The sequence below is a fragment of the Streptomyces sp. NPDC037273 genome (assembly GCF_055603625.1).
Genome location: NZ_JBVJVO010000008.1, coordinates 336735 through 355953, shown reverse-complemented (window position 1 = coordinate 355953; position 19219 = coordinate 336735). Strand labels below are relative to the sequence as shown.

At 73.1% G+C, this 19219-nt stretch carries 20 protein-coding genes and 1 pseudogene; 12 read left to right on the top strand and 9 right to left on the bottom strand.

The features are described from left to right. Nucleotides 1-6: 6 nt before the first annotated feature. On the bottom strand, nt 7-378 hold the full coding sequence (locus ACZ7G1_RS23245; RefSeq protein ID WP_470877368.1) for an STAS domain-containing protein: 372 nt from the start codon (nt 376-378) through the stop codon (nt 7-9). A 222-nt stretch (nt 379-600) separates the two neighbouring features. Here ACZ7G1_RS23245 and ACZ7G1_RS23240 point away from each other — a divergent pair, with 222 nt between their 5' ends. Further along, a complete protein-coding gene (locus ACZ7G1_RS23240) occupies nt 601-1467 on the top strand; it encodes an RNA polymerase sigma factor SigF (protein WP_470877369.1) in 867 nt (288 codons plus the stop codon). 93 nt (nt 1468-1560) lie between these two features. Continuing rightward, nucleotides 1561-1917 (top strand): hypothetical protein, encoded by a 357-nt coding sequence (locus ACZ7G1_RS23235; RefSeq protein ID WP_470877370.1) that lies wholly within the window; start codon nt 1561-1563, stop codon nt 1915-1917. Here the strand turns inward: ACZ7G1_RS23235 and ACZ7G1_RS23230 are convergent, their stop codons facing one another. The 5 genes from ACZ7G1_RS23230 to hutU all read right to left on the bottom strand — a co-directional run bounded on the left by ACZ7G1_RS23230 (nt 1918) and on the right by hutU (nt 8211). Beyond that, complete coding sequence (locus ACZ7G1_RS23230) at nt 1918-2658, bottom strand: hypothetical protein (protein WP_470877371.1); 741 nt, start codon at nt 2656-2658, stop codon at nt 1918-1920. It lies immediately after the preceding gene. Nucleotides 2659-2718: 60 nt separating this feature from the next. Further along, nucleotides 2719-3888: an imidazolonepropionase gene (gene hutI, locus ACZ7G1_RS23225; protein ID WP_470877372.1), complete on the bottom strand. Its 1170-nt coding sequence runs from the start codon at nt 3886-3888 to the stop codon at nt 2719-2721. Between the two features lie 53 nt (nt 3889-3941). Continuing rightward, the gene (locus ACZ7G1_RS23220; RefSeq protein WP_470877373.1) at nt 3942-5279 is read right to left on the bottom strand and encodes a formimidoylglutamate deiminase; all 1338 of its coding nucleotides are present in this window, start codon (nt 5277-5279) and stop codon (nt 3942-3944) included. Continuing rightward, nucleotides 5270-6466, bottom strand: coding sequence for an allantoate amidohydrolase (locus ACZ7G1_RS23215; protein ID WP_470877527.1), 1197 nt, complete (start codon nt 6464-6466; stop codon nt 5270-5272). The genes ACZ7G1_RS23220 and ACZ7G1_RS23215 overlap by 10 nt, the downstream gene beginning before the upstream one ends. An 80-nt stretch (nt 6467-6546) precedes the next feature. Beyond that, nucleotides 6547-8211: a urocanate hydratase gene (gene hutU / locus ACZ7G1_RS23210; RefSeq protein ID WP_470877374.1), complete on the bottom strand. Its 1665-nt coding sequence runs from the start codon at nt 8209-8211 to the stop codon at nt 6547-6549. A 106-nt stretch (nt 8212-8317) separates the two neighbouring features. On the opposite strand from hutU, the gene ACZ7G1_RS23205 reads away from it, so the two are divergent. The 6 genes from ACZ7G1_RS23205 (at nt 8318) to ACZ7G1_RS23180 (ending at nt 12338) form a co-directional block, all read left to right on the top strand. Continuing rightward, entirely contained in the window at nt 8318-9643 is a 1326-nt protein-coding gene (locus tag ACZ7G1_RS23205; protein ID WP_470877375.1) for a type III PLP-dependent enzyme domain-containing protein, read from the top strand. 43 nt (nt 9644-9686) lie between these two features. After that, nucleotides 9687-10166, top strand: coding sequence for an SRPBCC family protein (locus tag ACZ7G1_RS23200; RefSeq protein WP_470877376.1), 480 nt, complete (start codon nt 9687-9689; stop codon nt 10164-10166). 150 nt (nt 10167-10316) lie between these two features. After that, nucleotides 10317-10718, top strand: a complete 402-nt coding sequence (locus ACZ7G1_RS23195) for a roadblock/LC7 domain-containing protein (RefSeq protein WP_470877377.1) — start codon at nt 10317-10319, stop codon at nt 10716-10718. Beyond that, a complete protein-coding gene (locus tag ACZ7G1_RS23190; protein WP_470877378.1) occupies nt 10715-11485 on the top strand; it encodes a transcriptional regulator in 771 nt (256 codons plus the stop codon). Before ACZ7G1_RS23195 ends, ACZ7G1_RS23190 begins: the two co-directional genes overlap by 4 nt. 41 nt (nt 11486-11526) lie before the next feature. Beyond that, a complete protein-coding gene (locus ACZ7G1_RS23185; protein WP_470877379.1) occupies nt 11527-11919 on the top strand; it encodes a roadblock/LC7 domain-containing protein in 393 nt (130 codons plus the stop codon). A 47-nt stretch (nt 11920-11966) separates the two neighbouring features. Continuing rightward, nucleotides 11967-12338 carry a hypothetical protein gene (locus ACZ7G1_RS23180; protein WP_470877380.1) on the top strand — a complete coding sequence of 124 codons (372 nt, stop codon included), beginning with the start codon at nt 11967-11969 and terminating at the stop codon, nt 12336-12338. Between the two features lie 13 nt (nt 12339-12351). Here the strand turns inward: ACZ7G1_RS23180 and ACZ7G1_RS23175 are convergent, their stop codons facing one another. Both ACZ7G1_RS23175 and ACZ7G1_RS23170 read right to left on the bottom strand, forming a co-directional pair. Next, the gene (locus ACZ7G1_RS23175) at nt 12352-13188 is read right to left on the bottom strand and encodes a MurR/RpiR family transcriptional regulator (RefSeq protein ID WP_470877381.1); all 837 of its coding nucleotides are present in this window, start codon (nt 13186-13188) and stop codon (nt 12352-12354) included. Between the two features lie 330 nt (nt 13189-13518). Beyond that, nucleotides 13519-14904, bottom strand: a complete 1386-nt coding sequence (locus tag ACZ7G1_RS23170; protein ID WP_470877382.1) for a cystathionine beta-synthase — start codon at nt 14902-14904, stop codon at nt 13519-13521. A gap of 103 nt (nt 14905-15007) precedes the next feature. Between ACZ7G1_RS23170 and ACZ7G1_RS23165 the strand changes: the two genes are divergently transcribed. From ACZ7G1_RS23165 to ACZ7G1_RS23155, 3 genes are all read left to right on the top strand, one after another. Next, nucleotides 15008-16006, top strand: a complete 999-nt coding sequence (locus ACZ7G1_RS23165; protein ID WP_470877383.1) for an SGNH/GDSL hydrolase family protein — start codon at nt 15008-15010, stop codon at nt 16004-16006. Nucleotides 16007-16117: 111 nt separating this feature from the next. Beyond that, nucleotides 16118-17338 carry an acetyl-CoA C-acetyltransferase gene (locus tag ACZ7G1_RS23160; protein WP_470877384.1) on the top strand — a complete coding sequence of 407 codons (1221 nt, stop codon included), beginning with the start codon at nt 16118-16120 and terminating at the stop codon, nt 17336-17338. 289 nt (nt 17339-17627) lie between these two features. Continuing rightward, nucleotides 17628-18446 (top strand): hypothetical protein, encoded by an 819-nt coding sequence (locus ACZ7G1_RS23155; protein WP_470877385.1) that lies wholly within the window; start codon nt 17628-17630, stop codon nt 18444-18446. Between the two features lie 15 nt (nt 18447-18461). On the opposite strand, the gene ACZ7G1_RS23150 is transcribed toward ACZ7G1_RS23155, so the two are convergent. Further along, nucleotides 18462-18791: a hypothetical protein gene (locus ACZ7G1_RS23150; RefSeq protein ID WP_470877386.1), complete on the bottom strand. Its 330-nt coding sequence runs from the start codon at nt 18789-18791 to the stop codon at nt 18462-18464. 105 nt (nt 18792-18896) lie between these two features. Here ACZ7G1_RS23150 and ACZ7G1_RS23145 point away from each other — a divergent pair. Then, nucleotides 18897-19106, top strand: a pseudogene (locus ACZ7G1_RS23145) (DUF4287 domain-containing protein); the annotation flags it as partial. Nucleotides 19107-19219: the final 113 nt, after the last annotated feature.

The window sequence follows — 19219 nt, the reverse complement described above, 5'->3', positions numbered from 1 at the left end:
CCGGTCTCAGCCGGGGAGCGCCGTGGCGAGCGTCTCGTGGAGGGTGAAGACGGCTTCCGCGCCCGTGATGTGGAACACCCGGGCCACCGGGGGCCGCATCGCCACCAGATGGACGCCACCGCCGGCCGCGTCCGCCCTGAGCCGGGCGCCGAGCAGCACGTTCAGCCCGGTCGAGTCGCAGAACTCCAGGCCCGAGCAGTCGACGACGAGCCGGGAACGGCCCGCGTCGAGCGCGCTGTCCAGCGGGGCGCTCAGGATTCCGGCGGTGTGGTGATCGAGCTCACCCACGGGGGTGAGGAGTTCGCTCGCGCCGTCCACGGTCCGGACCTCGACCCGCAGCCGGGCGGGCTGCGCGCTGCCGATGTGCTGGCGGTCCATGACCGTGCCTCTTCTCGCTCTCGCGGATGCCGACTGACGTGCGTCGAACCCTACAAGCGAGGCACCCTTCCTTGCACCCATGGGCTGGTGCATATCGGCACGAAACGGATTATTGGCACTTGCAACGATCAGCGTCGAGCAGGTAGGGCTAGAAGGGAACACCCGACACGACCGGCTTCGGAGGCGCCGCAAACCGCAGCAGAAGAACAACGAAGGAGACTCATGTCACCCCGGCTCGACGCCCCGCGTACCCCCGACGCGCCGTCGGCAGCGCTCGGCCTCACCGTCCCCGCCGACGTACCCCTCGACCGGATCGCACCGGTCGACTCCCGCGCCCTCTCCAAGCAGCTCTTCGCCCGGCTCGCGGAGCTCGAAGAGGGCACCCACGAGCACGCGTACGTCCGCAACACGCTCGTCGAACTCAACCTCGCCCTCGTCAGGTTCGCCGCCGCGCGCTACGGCACCCGCAGCGAACCGATGGAGGACATCGTCCAGGTCGGCACCATCGGCCTCATCAAGGCGATCGACCGCTTCGAACTCGCCCGCGGGGTCGAGTTCCCCACCTTCGCCATGCCGACGATCATCGGCGAGATCAAGCGCTTCTTCCGCGACACCTCGTGGTCCGTCCACGTGCCCCGGCGGCTCCAGGAACTCCGCCTCGACCTCGCCAGGGTCGGCGACGAGCTCTCCCAGCGGCTCGACCGCTCCCCCACCGCCGCCGAACTCGCCGACGCGCTCGGCATCTCCACCGAGGAGGTCGTCGAGGGCATGACCGCGAGCAACGCCTACACCGCGGCCTCGCTCGACGCCCAGCCCGACGAGGAGGACGGTTCGGGCGGCGAGACCGCCCTCGCGGACCGGCTCGGCTACGAGGACCACGGCCTCACCGGCATCGAGTACGTCGCCTCACTCAAGCCGATGATCGCCTCCCTCCCCGAACGCGAACGCCTCATCCTCTCCCTCCGCTTCGTCACCGGCCTCACCCAGTCCGAGATCGGCGCCGAGCTCGGCATCTCCCAGATGCACGTCTCCCGCCTCCTCTCCCGCACCCTCACCCGCCTCCGCCACGGCCTCACCCTCGACGAATAGCCCCACCCCCACCGAAACCGGCTGGCCCCTCCCGGGGCCCCACCGGTACCTTCGCCTGCCCTGAACGACACACGGAGAGAGCGAGCGAGCATCATGACCGGCGACACCAGCCCGACGACGACACTGTGGCGCCCCACCGGGCCCGTCGAGCTGGAGCTCGTACAGGAGCTGGAGTGGCGCGCCTGGCCACCGCGCCTGCCGGAGCAGCCGATCTTCTACCCGGTGCTCAACGAGGACTACGCGATCAGGATCGCCCGCGACTGGAACGTGAAGCACGACGGAGCCGGTTACGTGACCCGGTTCGAGGTCGACACCGAGTTCCTGCGCAGGTACCCGGTACAGCAGGCCGGTGGCCGGACGATCCTGGAGCTGTGGGTGCCGGCGGAGGAGCTCGCGGAGTTCAACGCGCACATCGTGGGCGTGATCGAGGTCGTCCACGAGTTCCGCTGATCAGGCGCGGCGCTTGACGTCCTGGCAGGTGATGTCCGGGGAGGCGGCGTAGGGGTCGAGGGTGGTGTGGGTGCCGTCGTAGGTGGCGGAGAGGCAGAGTTCGCCGCCCATGGAGCGGAGGTCGAGGGTGAAGGTGACCTGGCCGGGGGTCTGCTGGGGGAGGTGGAGGCGGTAGGGGATGTCGTAGCCGAGGCCGCGGAGGGTCTGGGTGACGGCGGCGGGGGTGGCGGGGGTGGTGCCGTGCAGGGCCTTCGAGAGGCGCTTGCCGTGGAGGGGGGCCGCGCACTTGTCGACGTCGGTCAAGTCGTGTTCCTGGCGGGCGCGTTCGAAGTTCCAGGGGGTCGGGGCGGGCGGGGTCGCGTCCTCGACGGGGGGCTCGGGCGGGGCGCTCGGGCCCGTGTGCGGCGTGCTGTCCGGCTCCACGGGCAGGGGGCCGGTGGGCGGGGCGTCCACGCAGGGTTCGGCGACCTTGAGCAGGAACTGCATGTATCTCAGCTCGGCCGCCTGCTCCTCGGGCGTGCGGTTCGGGTCGTCGGCGGGGTCGACGGCGGGCGCCGTGGGCGTACGGGTGGGCGTCGGGGCGGGCGACGCGGAGCTCGTGGCCCCGGCCCCGGGCCCGGACGCGTCGAGGCGGGCGCTTCCCCCGCTCTCCGTACCGCAGGCGGTGAGGGCGAGGGCGGAGAGCGCGGCGAGCGCGAGACCGCGGCGGATTCGGCTGGGGAGCGGGGAGGTCGAAGTCATGATCACAGTCTGGGCGGGGGCTGATCGCCCCCGCCTGAGTACGTCTACTCAACCGGGTGCTCAGACCACGCGCACGCCCCTGCGCCAGACCTCCGATACCAGCGGGACGCCGGGCCGGTAGGCCAGGTGGACGTGGGACGGGGCGTCGAGGACGGTGAGGTCCGCGCGGGCGCCGGGGGACAGCCGGCCGACGTCGGTGCGGCGGAGGGCCGCGGCGCCGCCGGCGGTGGCGGACCAGACGGCCTCGTCGGGGGTCATGCCCATGTCCCGTACGGCGAGGGCGATACAGAAGGGGACGGAGGAGGTGAAGGAGGAGCCGGGGTTGCAGTCCGTGGACAGGGCGACGGTGACGCCCGCGTCCAGGAGGCGGCGGGCGTTCGGCCACTCGGCGCGGGTGGAGAACTCCGCCCCCGGGAGGAGCGTGGCCACCGTGTTGCCGGAGGCCAGCGCGTCGACGTCCTCGTCCGTCAGATGCGTGCAGTGGTCCGCGCTCGCCGCGTCGAGCTCCACCGCCAGCTGGACACCGGGGCCGTACGTGAGCTGGTTGGCGTGCACCCGGGGGTGCAGGCCCTTCGCCTTGCCGGCGGTGAGGATCGCCCGGGCCTGGTCGCCGTCGAACGCGCCCTTCTCGCAGAAGACGTCCACCCAACGGGCGTACGGGGCGCAGGCGTCCAGCATCTCGCCCGTCACGAGCTCCACGTACGCCGCCGGGTCGTCCGCGTAGTCCGGCGACACGATGTGCGCGCCGAGGTAGGTGACCTCGTCGGTGTGCTCGGCCGCGATGCGCAGGGCGCGGGCCTCGTCCTCGACGGTCAGGCCGTAGCCGGACTTGGTCTCGAACGTCGTGGTGCCCTGCGCGAGGGCCTCGCGCAGGTAGCGGGCCACGTTGGCCGACAGCTCGGCGTCCGAGGCGGCGCGGGTCGCCGCGACGGTGGTCCGGATGCCGCCCGCCTTGTAGGGCTGGCCGGACATGCGGGCGTTGAACTCGGCGGTGCGGTCGCCGGCGAAGACGAGGTGGGAGTGGGAGTCGACGAAGCCGGGGAGGACGGCGCGTCCGCCCGCGTCGACGCGGCGGTCGGCGACGGGCGCGGCGGCGGCCGGGCCGGCCCAGGCGACGGTCGCGCCGTCGAGGACGAGGGCGGCGTCCTGGATCAGGCCGAGGGGGCCTTCACCGAGGGCCGGGTCGTTGGTGACGAGGGTGGCGATGTTCGTGATGAGCGTCGTCGTCATGCTGCTCTCCGGTGGGGGGCTGGGGGTTCGGGTGCGGGCAGGTGGCCCGGGTGTCAGCCCCTCAGCGCGGCGATCGCGTCCGCGAGGGCCTTGCCGACGTCGGGGACGGAGGTGTGGAAGCCGTCGCGGACGATGTGGCGGCCGCCGACGACGACGTGCCGGACGTCGGAGGCGGTGGCGGCGAAGACGGCGGTCTCGGCGGCGAGGCGGGGGACGGGGCCCGCGGTGCGGACGGTGTCGAGGGCGATGGTGGCGAAGTCGGCGAGGGCGCCTTCCTCGAGGACGCCGGCGTCCTGCCAGCCGAGGGCGGCGTGGCCGTCGGCGGTGGCGGCGCGGAGCAGCGCGGCGGCGGTCCAGTGGCCGCGGGTGCGGGTGCGGAGGCGCTCGTTGAGCTCCATGGCCCGCGCTTCCTCCAGGAGGTCGACGACGGCGTGGCTGTCGCTGCCGAGGGAGAGCGGGGAGCCGGCGCGCTGGAGGGCGACGGCGGGTCCGATGCCGTCGGCGAGGTCGCGCTCGGTCGTGGGGCACATGCAGGTGCCGGTGGACGTGGAGCCGATGAGGGCGATGTCCGCGTCCGTCATGTGGGTGTTGTGGACGCCGGTGGTGCGGGGGCTGAGGACGCCGTGCTCCGCGAGGAGCTGGGTGGGCGTCATGCCGTGCGCGGCGAGGCAGGCGTCGTTCTCGGCGGTCTGCTCCGAGAGGTGGACGTGCAGGGGCGCGTTCCGTTCGGACGCCCAGGCGGCGACGGTCGCGAGCTGGTCGGCGGGGACGGCGCGTACGGAGTGGATGGCCGCGCCGACGCGTACGCCCTCCCGGTCCTTGAGCGCCGAGACCCGCTCGGCCCACTTCTCCGCCGTGCCGTCGGTGAAGCGGAGCTGGTGCTGCTCGGGGGCGGCGCCGAAGCCGGAGGAGAGGTAGGCGGTGTCGAGGAGGGTGATGCGGATGCCGGCCTCGGCGGCGGCGGCGATGAGCGCCTCGCCCATCGTGTTGGGGTCGGCGTAGGGGGTGCCGCCGGGCGCGTGGTGGAGGTAGTGGAACTCGCCGACGGAGGTGATGCCGGCCAGCGCCATCTCCGCGTACACCGCGCGGGCGAGGGCGAAGTAGCTGTCGGGGGTGAGGCGTTGGGCGACGGTGTACATGACCTCGCGCCAGGTCCAGAAGGTCCCGGAGCCGACCTGGACGGTGCCGCGCAGGGCGCGGTGGAAGGCGTGCGAGTGGGCGTTGGAGAGGCCGGGGACGGTGAGGCCGTGGAGGGCCACGGCGCCGGGGGGCGGGGTCGCCACGCCGGTCCGGACCGCGGTGACGCGGCCGTCGGCGACCTCCAGGGCCACGTCCGGCTCGACGTGGGTGTCGAGCCAGGCGTGTTCCAGCCAGTACGTCGTCAGCGGCACGCCAGTTCCTCCAGTACGTCGGCGAGTGCGAGGACCCCGGCCACGCAGTCGTCCTCGGCCGCGGATTCGGCCGGGGAGTGCGAGACGCCGGTGGGGTTCCGTACGAACAGCATGGCGGTCGGGATCGACTCGGACAGGATGCCCGCGTCGTGTCCGGCGCCGGTGCCGAGCACCGGGACCTTCCCGGAGGCGCCGAGGATGCGGGACAGCTCGTCGCGCAGGGTGTGCGAGAAGTCCACGATCGGGGTGAAGGACTCCTGGACGACGGCGAGGTCGATGCCGTGCCGTTCGGCGTGGGCGCGGGCCTCGGCCTCGATGCCGGCGACGACCTTGTCCAGGGAGCCCTGGTCGGCGGCGCGGGCGTCGAGCCAGCCGCGGACCATGGACGGGATGGCGTTGACGCCGTTGGGTTCGACGGCGATCTTGCCGAAGGTGGCGACGGCGCCGGCGAGTTCGGCCTCGCGGCGGGCGGCGAGGACGGTCTCGGCGTAGGTGAGCATCGGGTCGCGTCGGTCGACCAGGCGGGTGGTGCCCGCGTGGTTGGCCTCGCCGGCGAAGTCGTACCGCCAGCGGCCGTGCGGCCAGATGGCGGAGGCGATGCCGACGGCGTCCCCGGAGAGGTCGAGGGCGCGGCCCTGCTCGACGTGCAGTTCGACGAAGGCGCCGATGCGGGCGAGCCGCTCGGGGTCGGCGCCGATCGTCGAGGGGTCGTGTCCGGCGGCCTCCATGGCCTGCGGGAGGGAGATCCCGTCGGCGTCGCGGAGCTCGTACGCCTGCTCCTTCGTGAGGCGGCCGGCGGTGAGGCGGGACCCGACGCAGGCGAGGCCGAAGCGGGCGCCTTCCTCGTCGCCGAAGTTGACGATGGCGAGGGGGCGCTTGAAGGAGACGCCGCGCTTGCGGAGCTCGTCGAGGGCGGCGAAGGAGGAGACGACGCCGAGGGGGCCGTCGAAGGCGCCGCCGTCGGGGACGGAGTCCAGGTGGGAGCCGGTGACGACGGCGTCGCCGGCCGTCGGGTCGCCGAGCCAGGCCCACTGGTTGCCGTTGCGGTCGGTCTCGACGTCCAGGCGGCGGGCCTCGGCCTGCATCCGGAACCAGAGCCGGCAGTCGGCGTCGGCGGCGGTCCAGGCGTAGCGGCGGTAGCCGCCGGAGTCGGCGTTGCGGCCGATGGGGGCGAGGCTGCGCCACATGGCGTGGAACGACGGGGAGGACGGGGTGGCCGGCGCGGCCGGGGAGGCGGACTCCCCGGCCGTGCCGTCGTGGGACGAGGTCACGCGGAGTCACCCTCGCGCATCGGGACGCGGACGCCCTTCTCGTCGGCGACGCGTTCGGCGATGTCGTAGCCGGCGTCGACGTGGCGGATGACGCCCATGCCGGGGTCGTTGGTGAGCACGCGGCGGATCTTCTCGCCGGCGAGCTTGGTGCCGTCGGCGACGGAGACCTGGCCGGCGTGGATGGAGCGGCCCATGCCGACGCCGCCGCCGTGGTGGATGGAGACCCAGGAGGCGCCGGAGGCGACGTTGACCATGGCGTTGAGCAGCGGCCAGTCGGCGATGGCGTCGGAGCCGTCGAGCATGGCCTCGGTCTCGCGGTACGGGGAGGCGACGGAGCCGCAGTCGAGGTGGTCGCGGCCGATCGCGAGGGGGGCGGCGAGGGTGCCGTCGGCGACCATGTCGTTGAACATGTCGCCGGCCTTGTCGCGCTCGCCCTGGCCGAGCCAGCAGATGCGGGCGGGCAGGCCCTGGAAGTGGACGCGCTCGCCGGCCATCTTGATCCAGCGGTGCAGGGACTCGTTCTCGGGGAAGAGGTCGAGGATCGCCTTGTCCGTCTTGTGGATGTCGCTCGCCTCGCCGGAGAGGGCGGCCCAGCGGAACGGGCCCTTGCCCTCGCAGAACAGCGGGCGGATGTAGGCGGGGACGAAGCCGGGGAAGGCGAAGGCGCGGTCGTAGCCGGCGAGCTGGGCCTCGCCGCGGATCGAGTTGCCGTAGTCGAAGACCTCGGCGCCCGCGTCCATGAAGCCGACCATGGCCTCGACGTGCTTGGCCATCGACTCGCGGGAGCGCTGGGTGAAGCCGGCCGGGTCCTTGGCGGCCGCGTCGGCCATGTCGTCGAAGGCGACGCCGATCGGCAGGTAGGACAGCGGGTCGTGGGCCGAGGTCTGGTCGGTCACGATGTCGATGGGGGCGCCCTCGGCGAGCATCTGCGGGAGCAGTTCGGCGGCGTTGCCGAGGAGGCCGATGGAGAGCGGGCGGCGGGCGTCGCGGGCCTCGGTCGCCAGCTGGAGGGCGTGGGCGAGGTTGTCGGCCTTGACGTCCAGGTAGCGGTGCTCGATGCGGCGCTCGATGGCGCGCGGGTCGACGTCGACGCAGATGGCGACGCCGTCGTTCATCGTCACGGCGAGGGGCTGGGCGCCGCCCATGCCGCCGAGGCCGGCGGTGAGGGTGATGGTGCCGGCGAGGGTGCCGTTGAACTTCTTCGCGGCGACGGCGGCGAAGGTCTCGTAGGTGCCCTGGAGGATGCCCTGGGTGCCGATGTAGATCCAGGAGCCGGCGGTCATCTGGCCGTACATGGTGAGGCCGAGGTGCTCCAGGCGGCGGAACTCCTCCCAGTTGGCCCAGTCGCCGACCAGGTTGGAGTTGGCGAGGAGGACGCGGGGGGCCCACTCGTGGGTCTGCATGACGCCGACGGGGCGGCCGGACTGGACGAGCATGGTCTCGTCCTGCTTGAGGGTGCGCAGGGTGCGGACCATGGCGTCGAAGGAGCGCCAGTCGCGGGCGGCCTTGCCGGTGCCGCCGTAGACGACGAGCTTGTCGGGGTGCTCGGCGACCTCGGGGTCGAGGTTGTTCTGGAGCATCCGGAGGGCGGCTTCCTGCTGCCATCCCAGGGCGCTCAGTTCCGTACCGCGGGCTGCTCGTACGGGGCGGGGTCCTGACATGGCGGTGCCTCCTCGAAATGTCGTTCAGATATTCACATCCTGACTTGCTGAATAGTTGTAGTCAACAGGGGCGGCCTCACCCGTACCGGTGAAGGGATGCACCAGGATGGGCCGCATGGCCTCCTACCGTCGTGATCTCGCCGTCCGAGCCTCCGTCGACCAAGGACTCCTCTCCCCCGCCGAACCGGTCGTCGCCCTCCTCGACACCGCCGGCATCCGCGCCTCCGCCGCCGCCCTGACCAGCGCCTTCGCCGCCGTCACCGACGCCCACGTGCTGCACGCCTTCGCCGTGAAGGCCGCCCCCCTCGTCCCCGTCCTGCGCCTGCTCCACGAGGCGGGGCTCGGCGTCGAGGTCGCCAGCCCCGGCGAGCTGGCCCTCGCCCGCGCCGCCGGAATCCCGCCCGGCCACACCGTGCTCGACTCCCCCGCGAAGACTCCGGCCGAGCTCCGCCAGGCCCTCGCGCTCGGCATCGCCGTCAACGCCGACAACCTCCAGGAGCTGGCCAGGCTCGACGCGCTCGTCGCCTCCGCACCCACCGCCTCACCCCTCGGACTCCGGGTGAACCCGCAGGTCGGAGCCGGTTCCATCGGCGCGCTCTCGACCGCGACGGCCACCTCCAAGTTCGGCGTCGCCCTCCGCGACGAGGGCGCCCGCAAGGGCGTCGTCCAGGCGTACCTGGAGCGGCCCTGGCTGACCAGGCTGCACACCCACACCGGCTCCCAGGGCATTCCGCTCGCCCTGATGGCGGAGGGCGTCGGCGAGGCGTACGCGCTGGCCGAGGAGATCAACCGGGCGGCCGGCCGGCAGCAGATCGACACCGTCGACATCGGCGGCGGCCTGCCGGTCAACTTCGCCTCCGACGAGGAGACCCCGACGTACGCCGAGTACGCCCGGCTGCTCGCCGACACCGCCCCCGGACTCTTCGACGGCCGCTACCGCCTCGTCACCGAGTTCGGCCGCTCCCTGCTCGCCAAACACGGCACGGTCCTCGCCCGGGTCGAGTACACGAAGACCTCCGGCGGCCGCCCCATCGCCGTCACCCACGCCGGCGTCCAGCTCGCCACCCGAACGGTCTACGCCCCCGACTCCTGGCCACTGCGCGTCCTCGCGTACGACTCCGAGGGCCGCCCCAGGGCCGGTGACGTCACCGTCCAGGACGTGGCGGGCCCCGCCTGCTTCGCCGGGGACCTGATCGCCACCGGGCGCGCCCTGCCGCTGCTGCACCCCGGCGACGTCGTGGCCGTCCCGGACACCGGCGCCTACTACTTCGCCCACCACTACGCCTACAACAGCCTGCCCCGCCCCGCGATCCACGGCTTCACGGTGGCCCCCGACGGGGCGGTGACCTTCGCGACCGTACGCAAGGCCCAGACGCTCGACGAGATCGTCGCCGAGGCGGGCGGGGCGCGCGCGGACGCTCTCACCCCCTAGGACTCGGGGTGCGGCGGACCGGCGGCGCGGTTTCGATGAGGGCATGACTGCTACGCGTACGGACACCACCTCCGTCGTCGTCGAGCGCCGGGTCGCCGCCTCTCCGGGCCGGGTCTGGGAGGCGATCACCGACCTGCGGGACCTGCCCCGGGTGCTGAGCGGGGTCGAGCGGGTGGAGGTGCTCACCGAGGGCGTCTTCGGCGTGGGCACCCGCTGGCGCGAGACCCGGCGGATGCTCGGCAAGGAGGCCACCGAGGAGATGACCGTGACCGAGTGCGAGGCGCCCGAGCGGTACGTCACGGCGGCCGACTCGCACGGCATGCACTACGTCTCCGAGCTCACCCTGGCCTCCGACGGCAGCGGCGGCACCACCCTGCGGATGGCCTTCTCGGCCCGTCCGACCGGCGGCCGCGCCCCGGGATTCCTCGCCCGGCTGCTCGCCCGCTTCGGCGCGAAGGCGGTCGCCAAGGCGCTGGCGAAGGACCTGTCCGACATCGCGAACGCCGTCGAGTCCCGTCTCTGATCCCTCCGTCCGGCACCCCGCGGATCAATTTCCGTCAGACCCAGGCATGTTCCGATGGAAAATGCCAGAACGCCCACCCGAGGCCGGAACGTTCAGTAGCGTCACCGTCACTGCCGTACGTTCGCACGCCGCATCGGGAGGGGAATCCGCGTGCCCGGAATCGACGAGTGCCTTCTGGAGGCCATGGCCCTGCCAGGCGCTCGCGGAGCCTCCCTGGTCGACTGGACCAGCGGGCTCGCCCTCGGGACGGCGGGTGACTCACCGACCGGCGACCACGAGACCACGGCCGCCGAGACCGCCGAACTCGCCCGCGCCGCCGCCGAGTTCGACTCCTTCACGACGACCGCCCCGACACCCGGGGAGATACCCGCCGGCCCGCCCGTCGAGGACCTGATCGTCACCACCCGCGCCGGCTACCACGTCCTGCGCTTCGTCGAGACCTCCTTCGACAGCAGCGTCTTCCTCCACCTGTGGCTCGACCGCGACACCGGCAACCTCGCCCTCGCCCGCCTCCGGCTGCGCGACCTCGCCGAGAGGCTGGTCCTCGGATGAGCGCCGTCGCCACCCCCGTCTCCCCCATGCTGGTCCGGCTCGCCGCCGAGAAGGCCACCGGCGCCCTGCTCCGCGACCACGGCACCCTCTACCTCGTCGACGGCCGCGTCGTGCACGCCGAGTCCCCCGCCGCCCCCGGCGTCGACGTCCTCCTGACCGCCGGCGGCCGGCTCCCCCGCGAAGGCTGGGACGAGGCCGTCGACCGGGCCGGCGCCCACCGGGCCGTCGGCCGCTTCCTCGTCGACAGCGGCCGGCTGCACGACGGCGAGCTGGAGATCTGCCACCTCGGCGCCGTCTTCGACGCCGCCTTCTTCGCCCTCTCCCCCACCAGCGGCCCCACCCGCTTCCGGTACGGGGTCGGGCACTGGTTCGGCACCGTGCGGCCGGTCTCCGCCGAGGCCGTCGAGCGCGAGACCGTCCGCCGCCGCGAACTCCTCGACGCCGTCTGGCCGTACGCCTCCGTCGACACCGCCCCCGTCGTGCCGCGCCCCGCCGCCCCCGGCCAGAGCGTCGGCGCCCGCCAGCGGGCCCTGCTCGCCGCCGCCGACGGGGAGCGGACCCCGGCCGAGCTCGCCCGGCTGCTCGGCCGCCCCGCCTTCCACACCCTGCTCGACGTACGGCGGCTGGCCGCCGCCGGGCTCGTCGCCACACCCCCCGAACCCGACTCCGTACCGCCGGCGCCGGCGCCCTTACCGGCCCCGCGGGTCACGGATCCCGACATCGCCCTGCTGCGCCGGCTCCGTGACGCCCTGGAGGCACACCTGTGATGAGGCGTGCCCTGCGCCTGCGCGCCGAAAGGAAACAGCTCATGACGGCAGAAGCCGAGGTCCTCGGCGAACTCAGACGGCTGCGCGCCCGGCTGCCCCAGCTGACCGGGGCGCTCGCGGCGAGCGCCGACGGACTCGTCCTCGCCCACGACACCGTCGACGGCGAGGCGGAGAGCGTGGCCGCGCTGACGGCGGCGGCGCTCGGCGTCGGCCAGCGGCTGACCGACTCCACCGGCCAGGGCCGCTTCCGCGAGCTCCTGGTCCGCGGCGAGGACGGCTACGTCGCGACGTACGCGGCGGGCGGCGCGGCCGTCCTGACCCTGCTCGCCGAGCCCCGGATCAACGTCGGGCGGCTCCACCTGGAGGCCCGCCGGTCCAGCGCCCGGATAGGGGAGCTCGTCGACGGCGCACTGGAACGCAAAGACCTGAACTGACCCGTCCGAACAGCACACCCGCTCACCCGAAAAGGAAGTACGACACCATGGCGAACACCGAGACCTCCCTCAAGGAAGCGGCCTCCATCAGCGGTGCGATCGGCGCCGCGCTGGTCGACTACACCAGCGGCATGGCGCTCGGCACCATCGGCGGCGGCAAGGAGCTCGACCTGAACGTGGCGGCGGCGGCCAACACCGACGTCGTCCGGGCGAAGGTCCAGGCGATGCAGCTGCTCGGCCTCGGCGACGAGATCGAGGACATCCTGATCACCCTCGGCCGGCAGTACCACCTGATCAGGCTGCTGAAGGGCCGCGGCACCAACGGCCTGTTCCTCTACCTGGCCCTGGACAAGGAGACCGCGAACCTCGCGATGGCCCGCCACCGCCTGAAGCAGATCGAGTCCGAGCTGGAGATCTGACCCTCCCCACCGCCTACTCGACGAACAGGCCCCGCGCCGCCGCCTTCGCGTCGAACTCCTCCAGGCGCGCCTGCGCGTCCGGGAGCTCGTCCGCCATGGCCTCCAGGAGGACCCGGCCGAGCATCATCGGGGCGCAGGCGGTGTCGAAGGCGAGCCCGGTGCCGACGGCGGCCGGGATGAGGACGTCGCTGTGGGCGGCGACGGGCGCGAACGCCGACTCGGCGACGGTCACGACCGCGAGCCCGGCCGCCCGCGCGTACTCCAGGGCCTCGACGACCTCGCGGGCGTGCCGGGGCAGCGCGAAGCACAGCAGGGCACTGGCCCCGGCCCGTACGGCCGCGTCGACGCGGTCCGTGAGCATCGAGCCGCCCTCGTCGAGGAGGCGGACGTCGGGGTGCACCTTGGCGGCGAAGTAGGCGAAGCCGCGGGCCTGCGAGGAGGCGGCCCGCAGTCCGAGCACCGGCAGCGGGCGGGAGCCGGCGAGCAGCCGGCCGGCCCGCTCGACGGGCGCCGGGTCGGCGAGCAGCCCGGCGAGGTGCCGCAGGTTCTCGATCTCGGCGAGCACGGCCTGCTGGTACTCGTTCTCCTGCGCCCGCTGGGGTTCGGCCTCGGGCGGCGCGACCTCCCGCAGGTGCTTGCGGAGCGCCGGGTAGCCGTCGAAGCCGAGGGCGACGGCGAAGCGGGTGACGGAGGGCTGGCTGACCCCGGCGAGCTCGGCGAGCTCGACGCTGGACAGGAACGGCACGTCGTTGGCGCGACGCACCATGCAGTGGGCGATCCGCCGCTGCGTGGGCGTCAGCCGGTGCCCCTCGAAGAGCGCCTGCAGCCGACCGGCCGGGCTGTCGCTCATGCCGCCCCCTCACCTATTCACCAGCGAATGACTCTGCATAAGGATATGCAGTCCGGTGAGGAGAGCGAAAGGAGTGGCGCGGGGACCGCCGCACCCCCGTGAACGGGGGGCGGGACGACGGCGGTCCCCGCGGGGGACACGGGCCCGGGTCAGGGCCGGTCTCCGCGTCCGCGGCGTCGTGGGAGACCCGGGAGCCGCTCCGGAAGTCCTTGACGCCGACAGACCCCACTGTGCCGTGCGGGTGTTAAGCGGGTGCTGCGGGCACGTGTCACGCTCGTACCGGTTGTACGAAGAACCCGTTTCACGCCCCGCCGCACACCGTTCTCGGGACTACTTCCCGCCGCCGGCCAGGAAGGCCAGCAGGTCCTGGCGGCTGACGACACCGGTCGGCTTGCCCTCGACCAGCACGATCGCCGCGTCGGCGGCGTCGCCCAGGACCGACATGAGGGCGGCGACCGGCTCGCCCGAGCCGACCTGCGGCAGCGGCGCGCTCATGTGCCGCTCCAGCGGGTCCTCAAGGGAGGCGCGCTGGGTGAAGAGGGCGTCGAGCAGCTCGCGCTCGACGACCGAGCCGACGACCTCCGCGGCCATCACGTCGGGGTGGCCGGCGCCGGGCTTCACGATGGGCATCTGGGAGACGCCGTACTCGCGCAGCACCTCGATGGCCTGGCCGACGGTCTCGTCCGGGTGCATGTGGACGAGCGAGGGCAGGACGCCCTCCTTGTGGCGCAGGACGTCGGCGACGGTGGCGGTGGAGGTGTCCTCAAGGAAGCCGTGGCCGGCCATCCACTCGTCGCTGAAGATCTTCGACATGTAGCCGCGGCCGGAGTCCGGCAGCAGGACGACCACGACGTCGTCGGGGCCGAGCTCCTTCGCGACCTCCAGGGCGGCGACGACCGCCATGCCGCAGGAACCGCCGACGAGGAGGCCCTCCTCCTTGGCGAGGCGGCGGGTCATCTGGAAGGAGTCCTTGTCGGAGACCGCGACGATCCGGTCCGTCACGTTCCGGTCGTAGGCGGTCGGCCAGAAGTCCTCGCCGACGCCCTCGACCAGGTACGGGCGGCCCGAGCCGCCCGAGTAGACGGAGCCCTCGGGGTCGGCGCCGACGACCTTGACCGCCCCGCCGCTGACCTCCTTGAGGTAGTTGCCGGTGCCGGAGATCGTGCCGCCGGTGCCGACGCCCGCCACGAAGTGGGTGATCTTCCCGTCCGTCTGCTCCCAGAGCTCGGGACCGGTGGTCTCGTAGTGGGAGCGCGGGTTGTTCGGGTTGGAGTACTGGTCGGGCTTCCAGGCGCCCGGCGTCTCACGGACGAGGCGGTCCGACACGTTGTAGTACGAGTCGGGGTGCTCGGGGTCGACGGCGGTCGGGCAGACCACGACCTCGGCGCCGTACGCCCGCAGCACGTTGATCTTGTCGAGCGACACCTTGTCGGGGCAGACGAAGATGCACTTGTAGCCCTTCTGCTGGGCCACGATCGCCAGGCCGACGCCGGTGTTGCCCGAGGTGGGCTCGACGATGGTGCCGCCGGGCTTGAGCGCGCCGCTCGCCTCGGCCGCCTCGATCATGCGGACGGCGATGCGGTCCTTGACCGAGCCGCCGGGGTTGAAGTACTCGACCTTGGCCAGGACGGTCGCCTGAATGCCCGCTGTGACGTTGTTGAGCTTCACCAGCGGGGTGTTGCCGACGAGGCTGATCATCGAGTCGTGGAATTGCACCGTAATCTCCGGGGTCTCCGTAATGGTGTGGCCAGCGTATGCGTAGTCGGAGCGGGTTACGGGGCAGTTAGACCCTGAACGGCTTGAAGGAGGTGATGGCCCCATGTCGAGGGCGAGGGTGGCGCGGCGCATCGCGGCGGGTGCCGCGTACGGCGGCGGCAGCATCGGGCTGCTCGGGGTGGCGGCGGTCGGGGTCCTGCTGGCCGAGATGCAGCTCGCCAAGCGGACCGTCGGGGGCGGGGCGGCGCCGCTGCCCCCGGGGGCGGACGGACTCTACGGCCGCGCCTTCGGCACGGAGGACCCCCTGCGGCTGGCCCTTCTGGGTGATTCCACGGCGGCCGGCCAGGGAGTGCGCCGCTCGGGTCAGACCCCCGGCGCGCTGCTCGCGTCCGGGCTCGCGGCGGTGGCCGAGCGGCCGGTGGTCCTGCGGAACGTGGCGCTCTCCGGAGCCCGCTCCGACGACCTCGAACGCCAGGTGTCGCTGCTGCTCGCCCAGCCGCTCGGGCCGCCCGACGTCTGCGTCATCATGATCGGCGCGAACGACGTCACCCACCGGCTGCCGGCCACCGAGTCCGTACGACTCCTTGCCGCGGCGGTCCGCCGGCTGCGGACGACCGGCGCCGAGGTCGTCGTCGGCACCTGCCCCGACCTCGGCACCATCGAGCCCGTCTACCAGCCGCTGCGCTGGCTGGCCCGGCGGGCCTCCCGGCAGCTCGCGGCGGCGCAGACGATCGTCGTCGTCGAGCAGGGCGGGCGGACGGTGTCGCTCGGCGACCTGCTCGGGCCCGAGTTCGCCGCGAACCCCCGGGAGATGTTCGGCGTCGACAGCTTCCACCCCTCGGCGGAGGGGTACGCGACCGCCGCGATGGCCGTCCTGCCCACGCTCTGCGCCGCCCTCGGCGTCTGGCCCGAGGCCGACCGCCTGGAGCCCGCCCGCCGCGAGAACATCCTCCCGGTCGCCAAGGCGGCCGCCGAGGCCGCCCAGGAGGCCGGCACCGAGGTCACCGGCGCCCGCGCCCCCTGGGCCCTCCTCAAGCACCGGCGCCGGCGGCGCCTCCCCCTCCCGGCCGGCACGCCCGCCCCCGAGGAGGCCCAGACCTGAGCGAGCGCTTAGAAAAGAGGTGGGGGTCACAGTGATGGGACGGTGACCGCGGCAGTACGTACGGGTAACTTCCTAGTCGGTCCGCCTACTCCGCACCCTCATGGAGCCGTGATGCCCGAAGCAGTGATCGTCTCGACCGCCCGCTCGCCCATCGGCCGGGCCTTCAAGGGCTCCCTCAAGGACCTGCGGCCGGACGACCTGACCGCGACCATCGTCCAGGCCGCCCTGGCGAAGGTGCCGGAGCTGGACCCGCGCGACATCGACGACCTGATGCTGGGCTGCGGCCTGCCCGGCGGCGAGCAGGGCAACAACCTGGGCCGGATCGTGGCCGTGCAGATGGGCATGGACCACCTGCCGGGCTGCACGATCACCCGCTACTGCTCCTCCTCGCTGCAGACCTCCCGGATGGCGCTGCACGCCATCAAGGCCGGCGAGGGCGACGTCTTCATCTCGGCCGGTGTCGAGATGGTGTCCCGCTTCGTGAAGGGCAACTCGGACTCGCTGCCGGACACGCACAACCCGTTCTTCGCCGAGGCCGAGGCCCGCACCGCCGAGGTCGCCGCCTCCGAGGGCTCCACCTGGCACGACCCGCGCGAGGACGGCATCGTCCCCGACGCGTACATCGCGATGGGCCAGACCGCCGAGAACCTGGCCCGCCTGAAGGGCATCAGCCGCCAGGAGATGGACGAGTTCGGCGTGCGGTCGCAGAACCTCGCCGAGCAGGCCATCAAGAACGGCTTCTGGGAGCGCGAGATCACCCCGGTGACCCTCCCGGACGGCACGGTCGTCTCCGCGGACGACGGCCCGCGCGCCGGCGTCACCCTGGAGGGCGTGCAGGGCCTCAAGCCGGTCTTCCGCCCCGACGGCCTGGTCACCGCCGCCAACTGCTGCCCGCTGAACGACGGCGCCGCCGCGCTCGTGATCATGTCGGACACCAAGGCGCGCGAGCTGGGCCTGACCCCGCTGGCCCGGATCGTCTCCACCGGCGTCTCCGGCCTCTCCCCCGAGATCATGGGCCTGGGCCCGGTCGAGGCCTCGAAGCAGGCCCTCAAGCGCGCCGGCCTGACCATCGGCGACATCGACCTGGCCGAGATCAACGAGGCCTTCGCCGCCCAGGTCATCCCGTCCTACCAGGACCTCGGCCTGGACCTCGACAAGGTCAACGTCAACGGTGGCGCCATCGCCGTCGGCCACCCCTTCGGCATGACCGGCGCCCGCATCACCGGCACCCTGATCAACAGCCTCCAGTTCCACGACAAGCAGTTCGGCCTGGAGACCATGTGCGTCGGCGGCGGCCAGGGCATGGCGATGGTCATCGAGCGCCTCAGCTGACGCGCGAGCCCACGCGCCCGAGCGGGCACCGCACCGGGTGCCCCGCTCTCCACTGACCGAGCGGGTCAACCGCTCCGCGTCCGAGCCGTGACCGAATCTCCCCCAGGATGTGACCTACGTCCCGGGGGAGTTCGTTTTCCCAGGTCAGAGCCGTTTCGGGACTAAACACCTGGCAGAAATACCTGTCCAATTCGTGACGTAATGCACTGACAGCATGCCCCGCCCCGGGACAAGCTGATGTAGGAAGTCGGGGGATCGACTCGGAATCGGGAGTACGTCAGTGAGCGCCATGTCTCTTGCCCTGCTGCTGACCACGGCCGCTGCCACGGCCGTGGGCGCTGCTGCCCTGCACGCCGTCCACGGTCTCCGCAAGGAGGTCACCGCCCTCCGGGGCGAGCTGGCCGCCGGCCAGGGCGTCACGGTGCCCGCCGCCCGCACCGCCTCGCCCGTCGCGGAGATACGCGCCGCGGTCGCGGAGGCGCTGGCCGAGGAGCGTGAGCGCGAGCTGGCCGAGGCGCGCGCGTTCTGGGCCGCGCAGGAGGCCAGGGACGCGGCCGACGCCCCGTCGCTGCTCGGCGGCTTCGGCGGCCCGGCGGAGGACGGCGCGTTCTTCGTGCCGCGCCAGGCGGACTTCGCGGGCCTTGAGGCGATGGCGCTGGAGGCCATGGAGGCCGAGGCCGCCGCGCTCGACGGCCCGGACGCGCTGGACGAGTACCCCGAGGACTCGGCGGAGCTGGCCGCGGCCCGTCGCCGGCACCCCTCGCACCCGGACTTCGTGCCGGTGCAGACGCCGGTCGTCACCGACCACGAGCGCACGGTCGCCCGTCTCGAGGAGCTCGCGGACACCCGCACCGCGCTCACCGACGTGCGTCCCGGCCCGCTCGGCACCCTGGACGTCTACGTCTTCGCCGACGGCACCACGCTCTGTATGACCCCCGGTCACCGCGAGACCGCGGAGCTCCTCGCGGAGGCGCTGCGCTCCGGCCGCACCCCGGTGCTGCTCGGCGGCTCGGGCGTCTCGGGCGCCTTCGCCCTCACGTTCTCGTACGGCGACACCGACGAGGAGAACGTCTACATCCTCGCCGACCGCGTGATCGCCTCCCTGTAGGCCCCCCGGGGTCCGCTACAGCCCCGCTCGCCGCGTCGCTTCCCGTACCAGCTCCACGGCCTCGTCCAGGTCCCCTTCGTGGGGGCCGGCCGGGGCCGTTCGCATGATCTCGGCCAGATCGTGGGCGGCGACGACGAGTTGGTCGGCGACGGCGAAGACGCCGGCGTCGGGCATGATCCGCGGTTCGCTTCCGGGCTCCTCGGCACGCTGGGCCCGTACGGCCAACTCCCTGGCCAGGGCCAGCCCCTCGGCCGCGGCGCCGCGCTGGAGGCGGCTCTGCGGGGCGGCGCGCAGCCGGTCCGCGAGGCGGTCGGCGGCGGCGGTCAGTTCACTCGTATCGCGCACCCCGCGACCCTACGCGCCGTCCCGGGCCCCTTGCCAACGGGCGAACCCTTGGGCACGGTGACGGGAAGAGCAGGAGCACACGGTACGAAGCGTCCGGAGGCGCCGATGTCCCAGACATTCTCCGCAGAGACCCACCGCAACATGCTGGCCCGGATCCCGCGCCGCACCGGTCGTGAGATCGCCGACTGGATGCGCACGGTCGAGGAGGGCCCGTCCCTCCTCCGCTTCGAGGAGCGGCTGAGCTGGCTCCGCGGGGCGCACGACCTCGCGTACGGGCACGCCAAGGCGATCCTGCACGAGTACGACCTGCGGCGGGGGGGGGGGCGGGGGGGGTGGGCGGGGGTGCGCCCCCCCCGTCGTGCGGGGGCGGGCGTGGGCCCCCCTCCCCTCCCATGTCGGATCAGGGGGGGGTGGGACAGTCCTGCGAC

What these genes read in the sequence shown, in the direction of transcription:
- ACZ7G1_RS23185 (WP_470877379.1), top strand. Translation starts at nt 11,527, where the DNA reads ATGACGGCAGAAGCCGAGGTCCTCGGCGAACTCAGACGGCTGCGCGCC.
- ACZ7G1_RS23165 (WP_470877383.1), top strand. Translation starts at nt 15,008, where the DNA reads ATGTCGAGGGCGAGGGTGGCGCGGCGCATCGCGGCGGGTGCCGCGTAC.
- ACZ7G1_RS23205 (WP_470877375.1), top strand. Translation starts at nt 8,318, where the DNA reads ATGGGCCGCATGGCCTCCTACCGTCGTGATCTCGCCGTCCGAGCCTCC.
- ACZ7G1_RS23240 (WP_470877369.1), top strand. Translation starts at nt 601, where the DNA reads ATGTCACCCCGGCTCGACGCCCCGCGTACCCCCGACGCGCCGTCGGCA.
- ACZ7G1_RS23180 (WP_470877380.1), top strand. Translation starts at nt 11,967, where the DNA reads ATGGCGAACACCGAGACCTCCCTCAAGGAAGCGGCCTCCATCAGCGGT.
- ACZ7G1_RS23215 (WP_470877527.1), bottom strand. Translation starts at nt 6,466, where the DNA reads ATGTGGCGCAGCCTCGCCCCCATCGGCCGCAACGCCGACTCCGGCGGC.
- ACZ7G1_RS23175 (WP_470877381.1), bottom strand. Translation starts at nt 13,188, where the DNA reads ATGAGCGACAGCCCGGCCGGTCGGCTGCAGGCGCTCTTCGAGGGGCAC.
- ACZ7G1_RS23200 (WP_470877376.1), top strand. Translation starts at nt 9,687, where the DNA reads ATGACTGCTACGCGTACGGACACCACCTCCGTCGTCGTCGAGCGCCGG.
- ACZ7G1_RS23245 (WP_470877368.1), bottom strand. Translation starts at nt 378, where the DNA reads ATGGACCGCCAGCACATCGGCAGCGCGCAGCCCGCCCGGCTGCGGGTC.
- ACZ7G1_RS23190 (WP_470877378.1), top strand. Translation starts at nt 10,715, where the DNA reads ATGAGCGCCGTCGCCACCCCCGTCTCCCCCATGCTGGTCCGGCTCGCC.
- ACZ7G1_RS23160 (WP_470877384.1), top strand. Translation starts at nt 16,118, where the DNA reads ATGCCCGAAGCAGTGATCGTCTCGACCGCCCGCTCGCCCATCGGCCGG.
- ACZ7G1_RS23230 (WP_470877371.1), bottom strand. Translation starts at nt 2,658, where the DNA reads ATGACTTCGACCTCCCCGCTCCCCAGCCGAATCCGCCGCGGTCTCGCG.
- hutI (WP_470877372.1), bottom strand. Translation starts at nt 3,888, where the DNA reads ATGACGACGACGCTCATCACGAACATCGCCACCCTCGTCACCAACGAC.
- ACZ7G1_RS23235 (WP_470877370.1), top strand. Translation starts at nt 1,561, where the DNA reads ATGACCGGCGACACCAGCCCGACGACGACACTGTGGCGCCCCACCGGG.
- ACZ7G1_RS23155 (WP_470877385.1), top strand. Translation starts at nt 17,628, where the DNA reads ATGTCTCTTGCCCTGCTGCTGACCACGGCCGCTGCCACGGCCGTGGGC.
- hutU (WP_470877374.1), bottom strand. Translation starts at nt 8,211, where the DNA reads ATGTCAGGACCCCGCCCCGTACGAGCAGCCCGCGGTACGGAACTGAGC.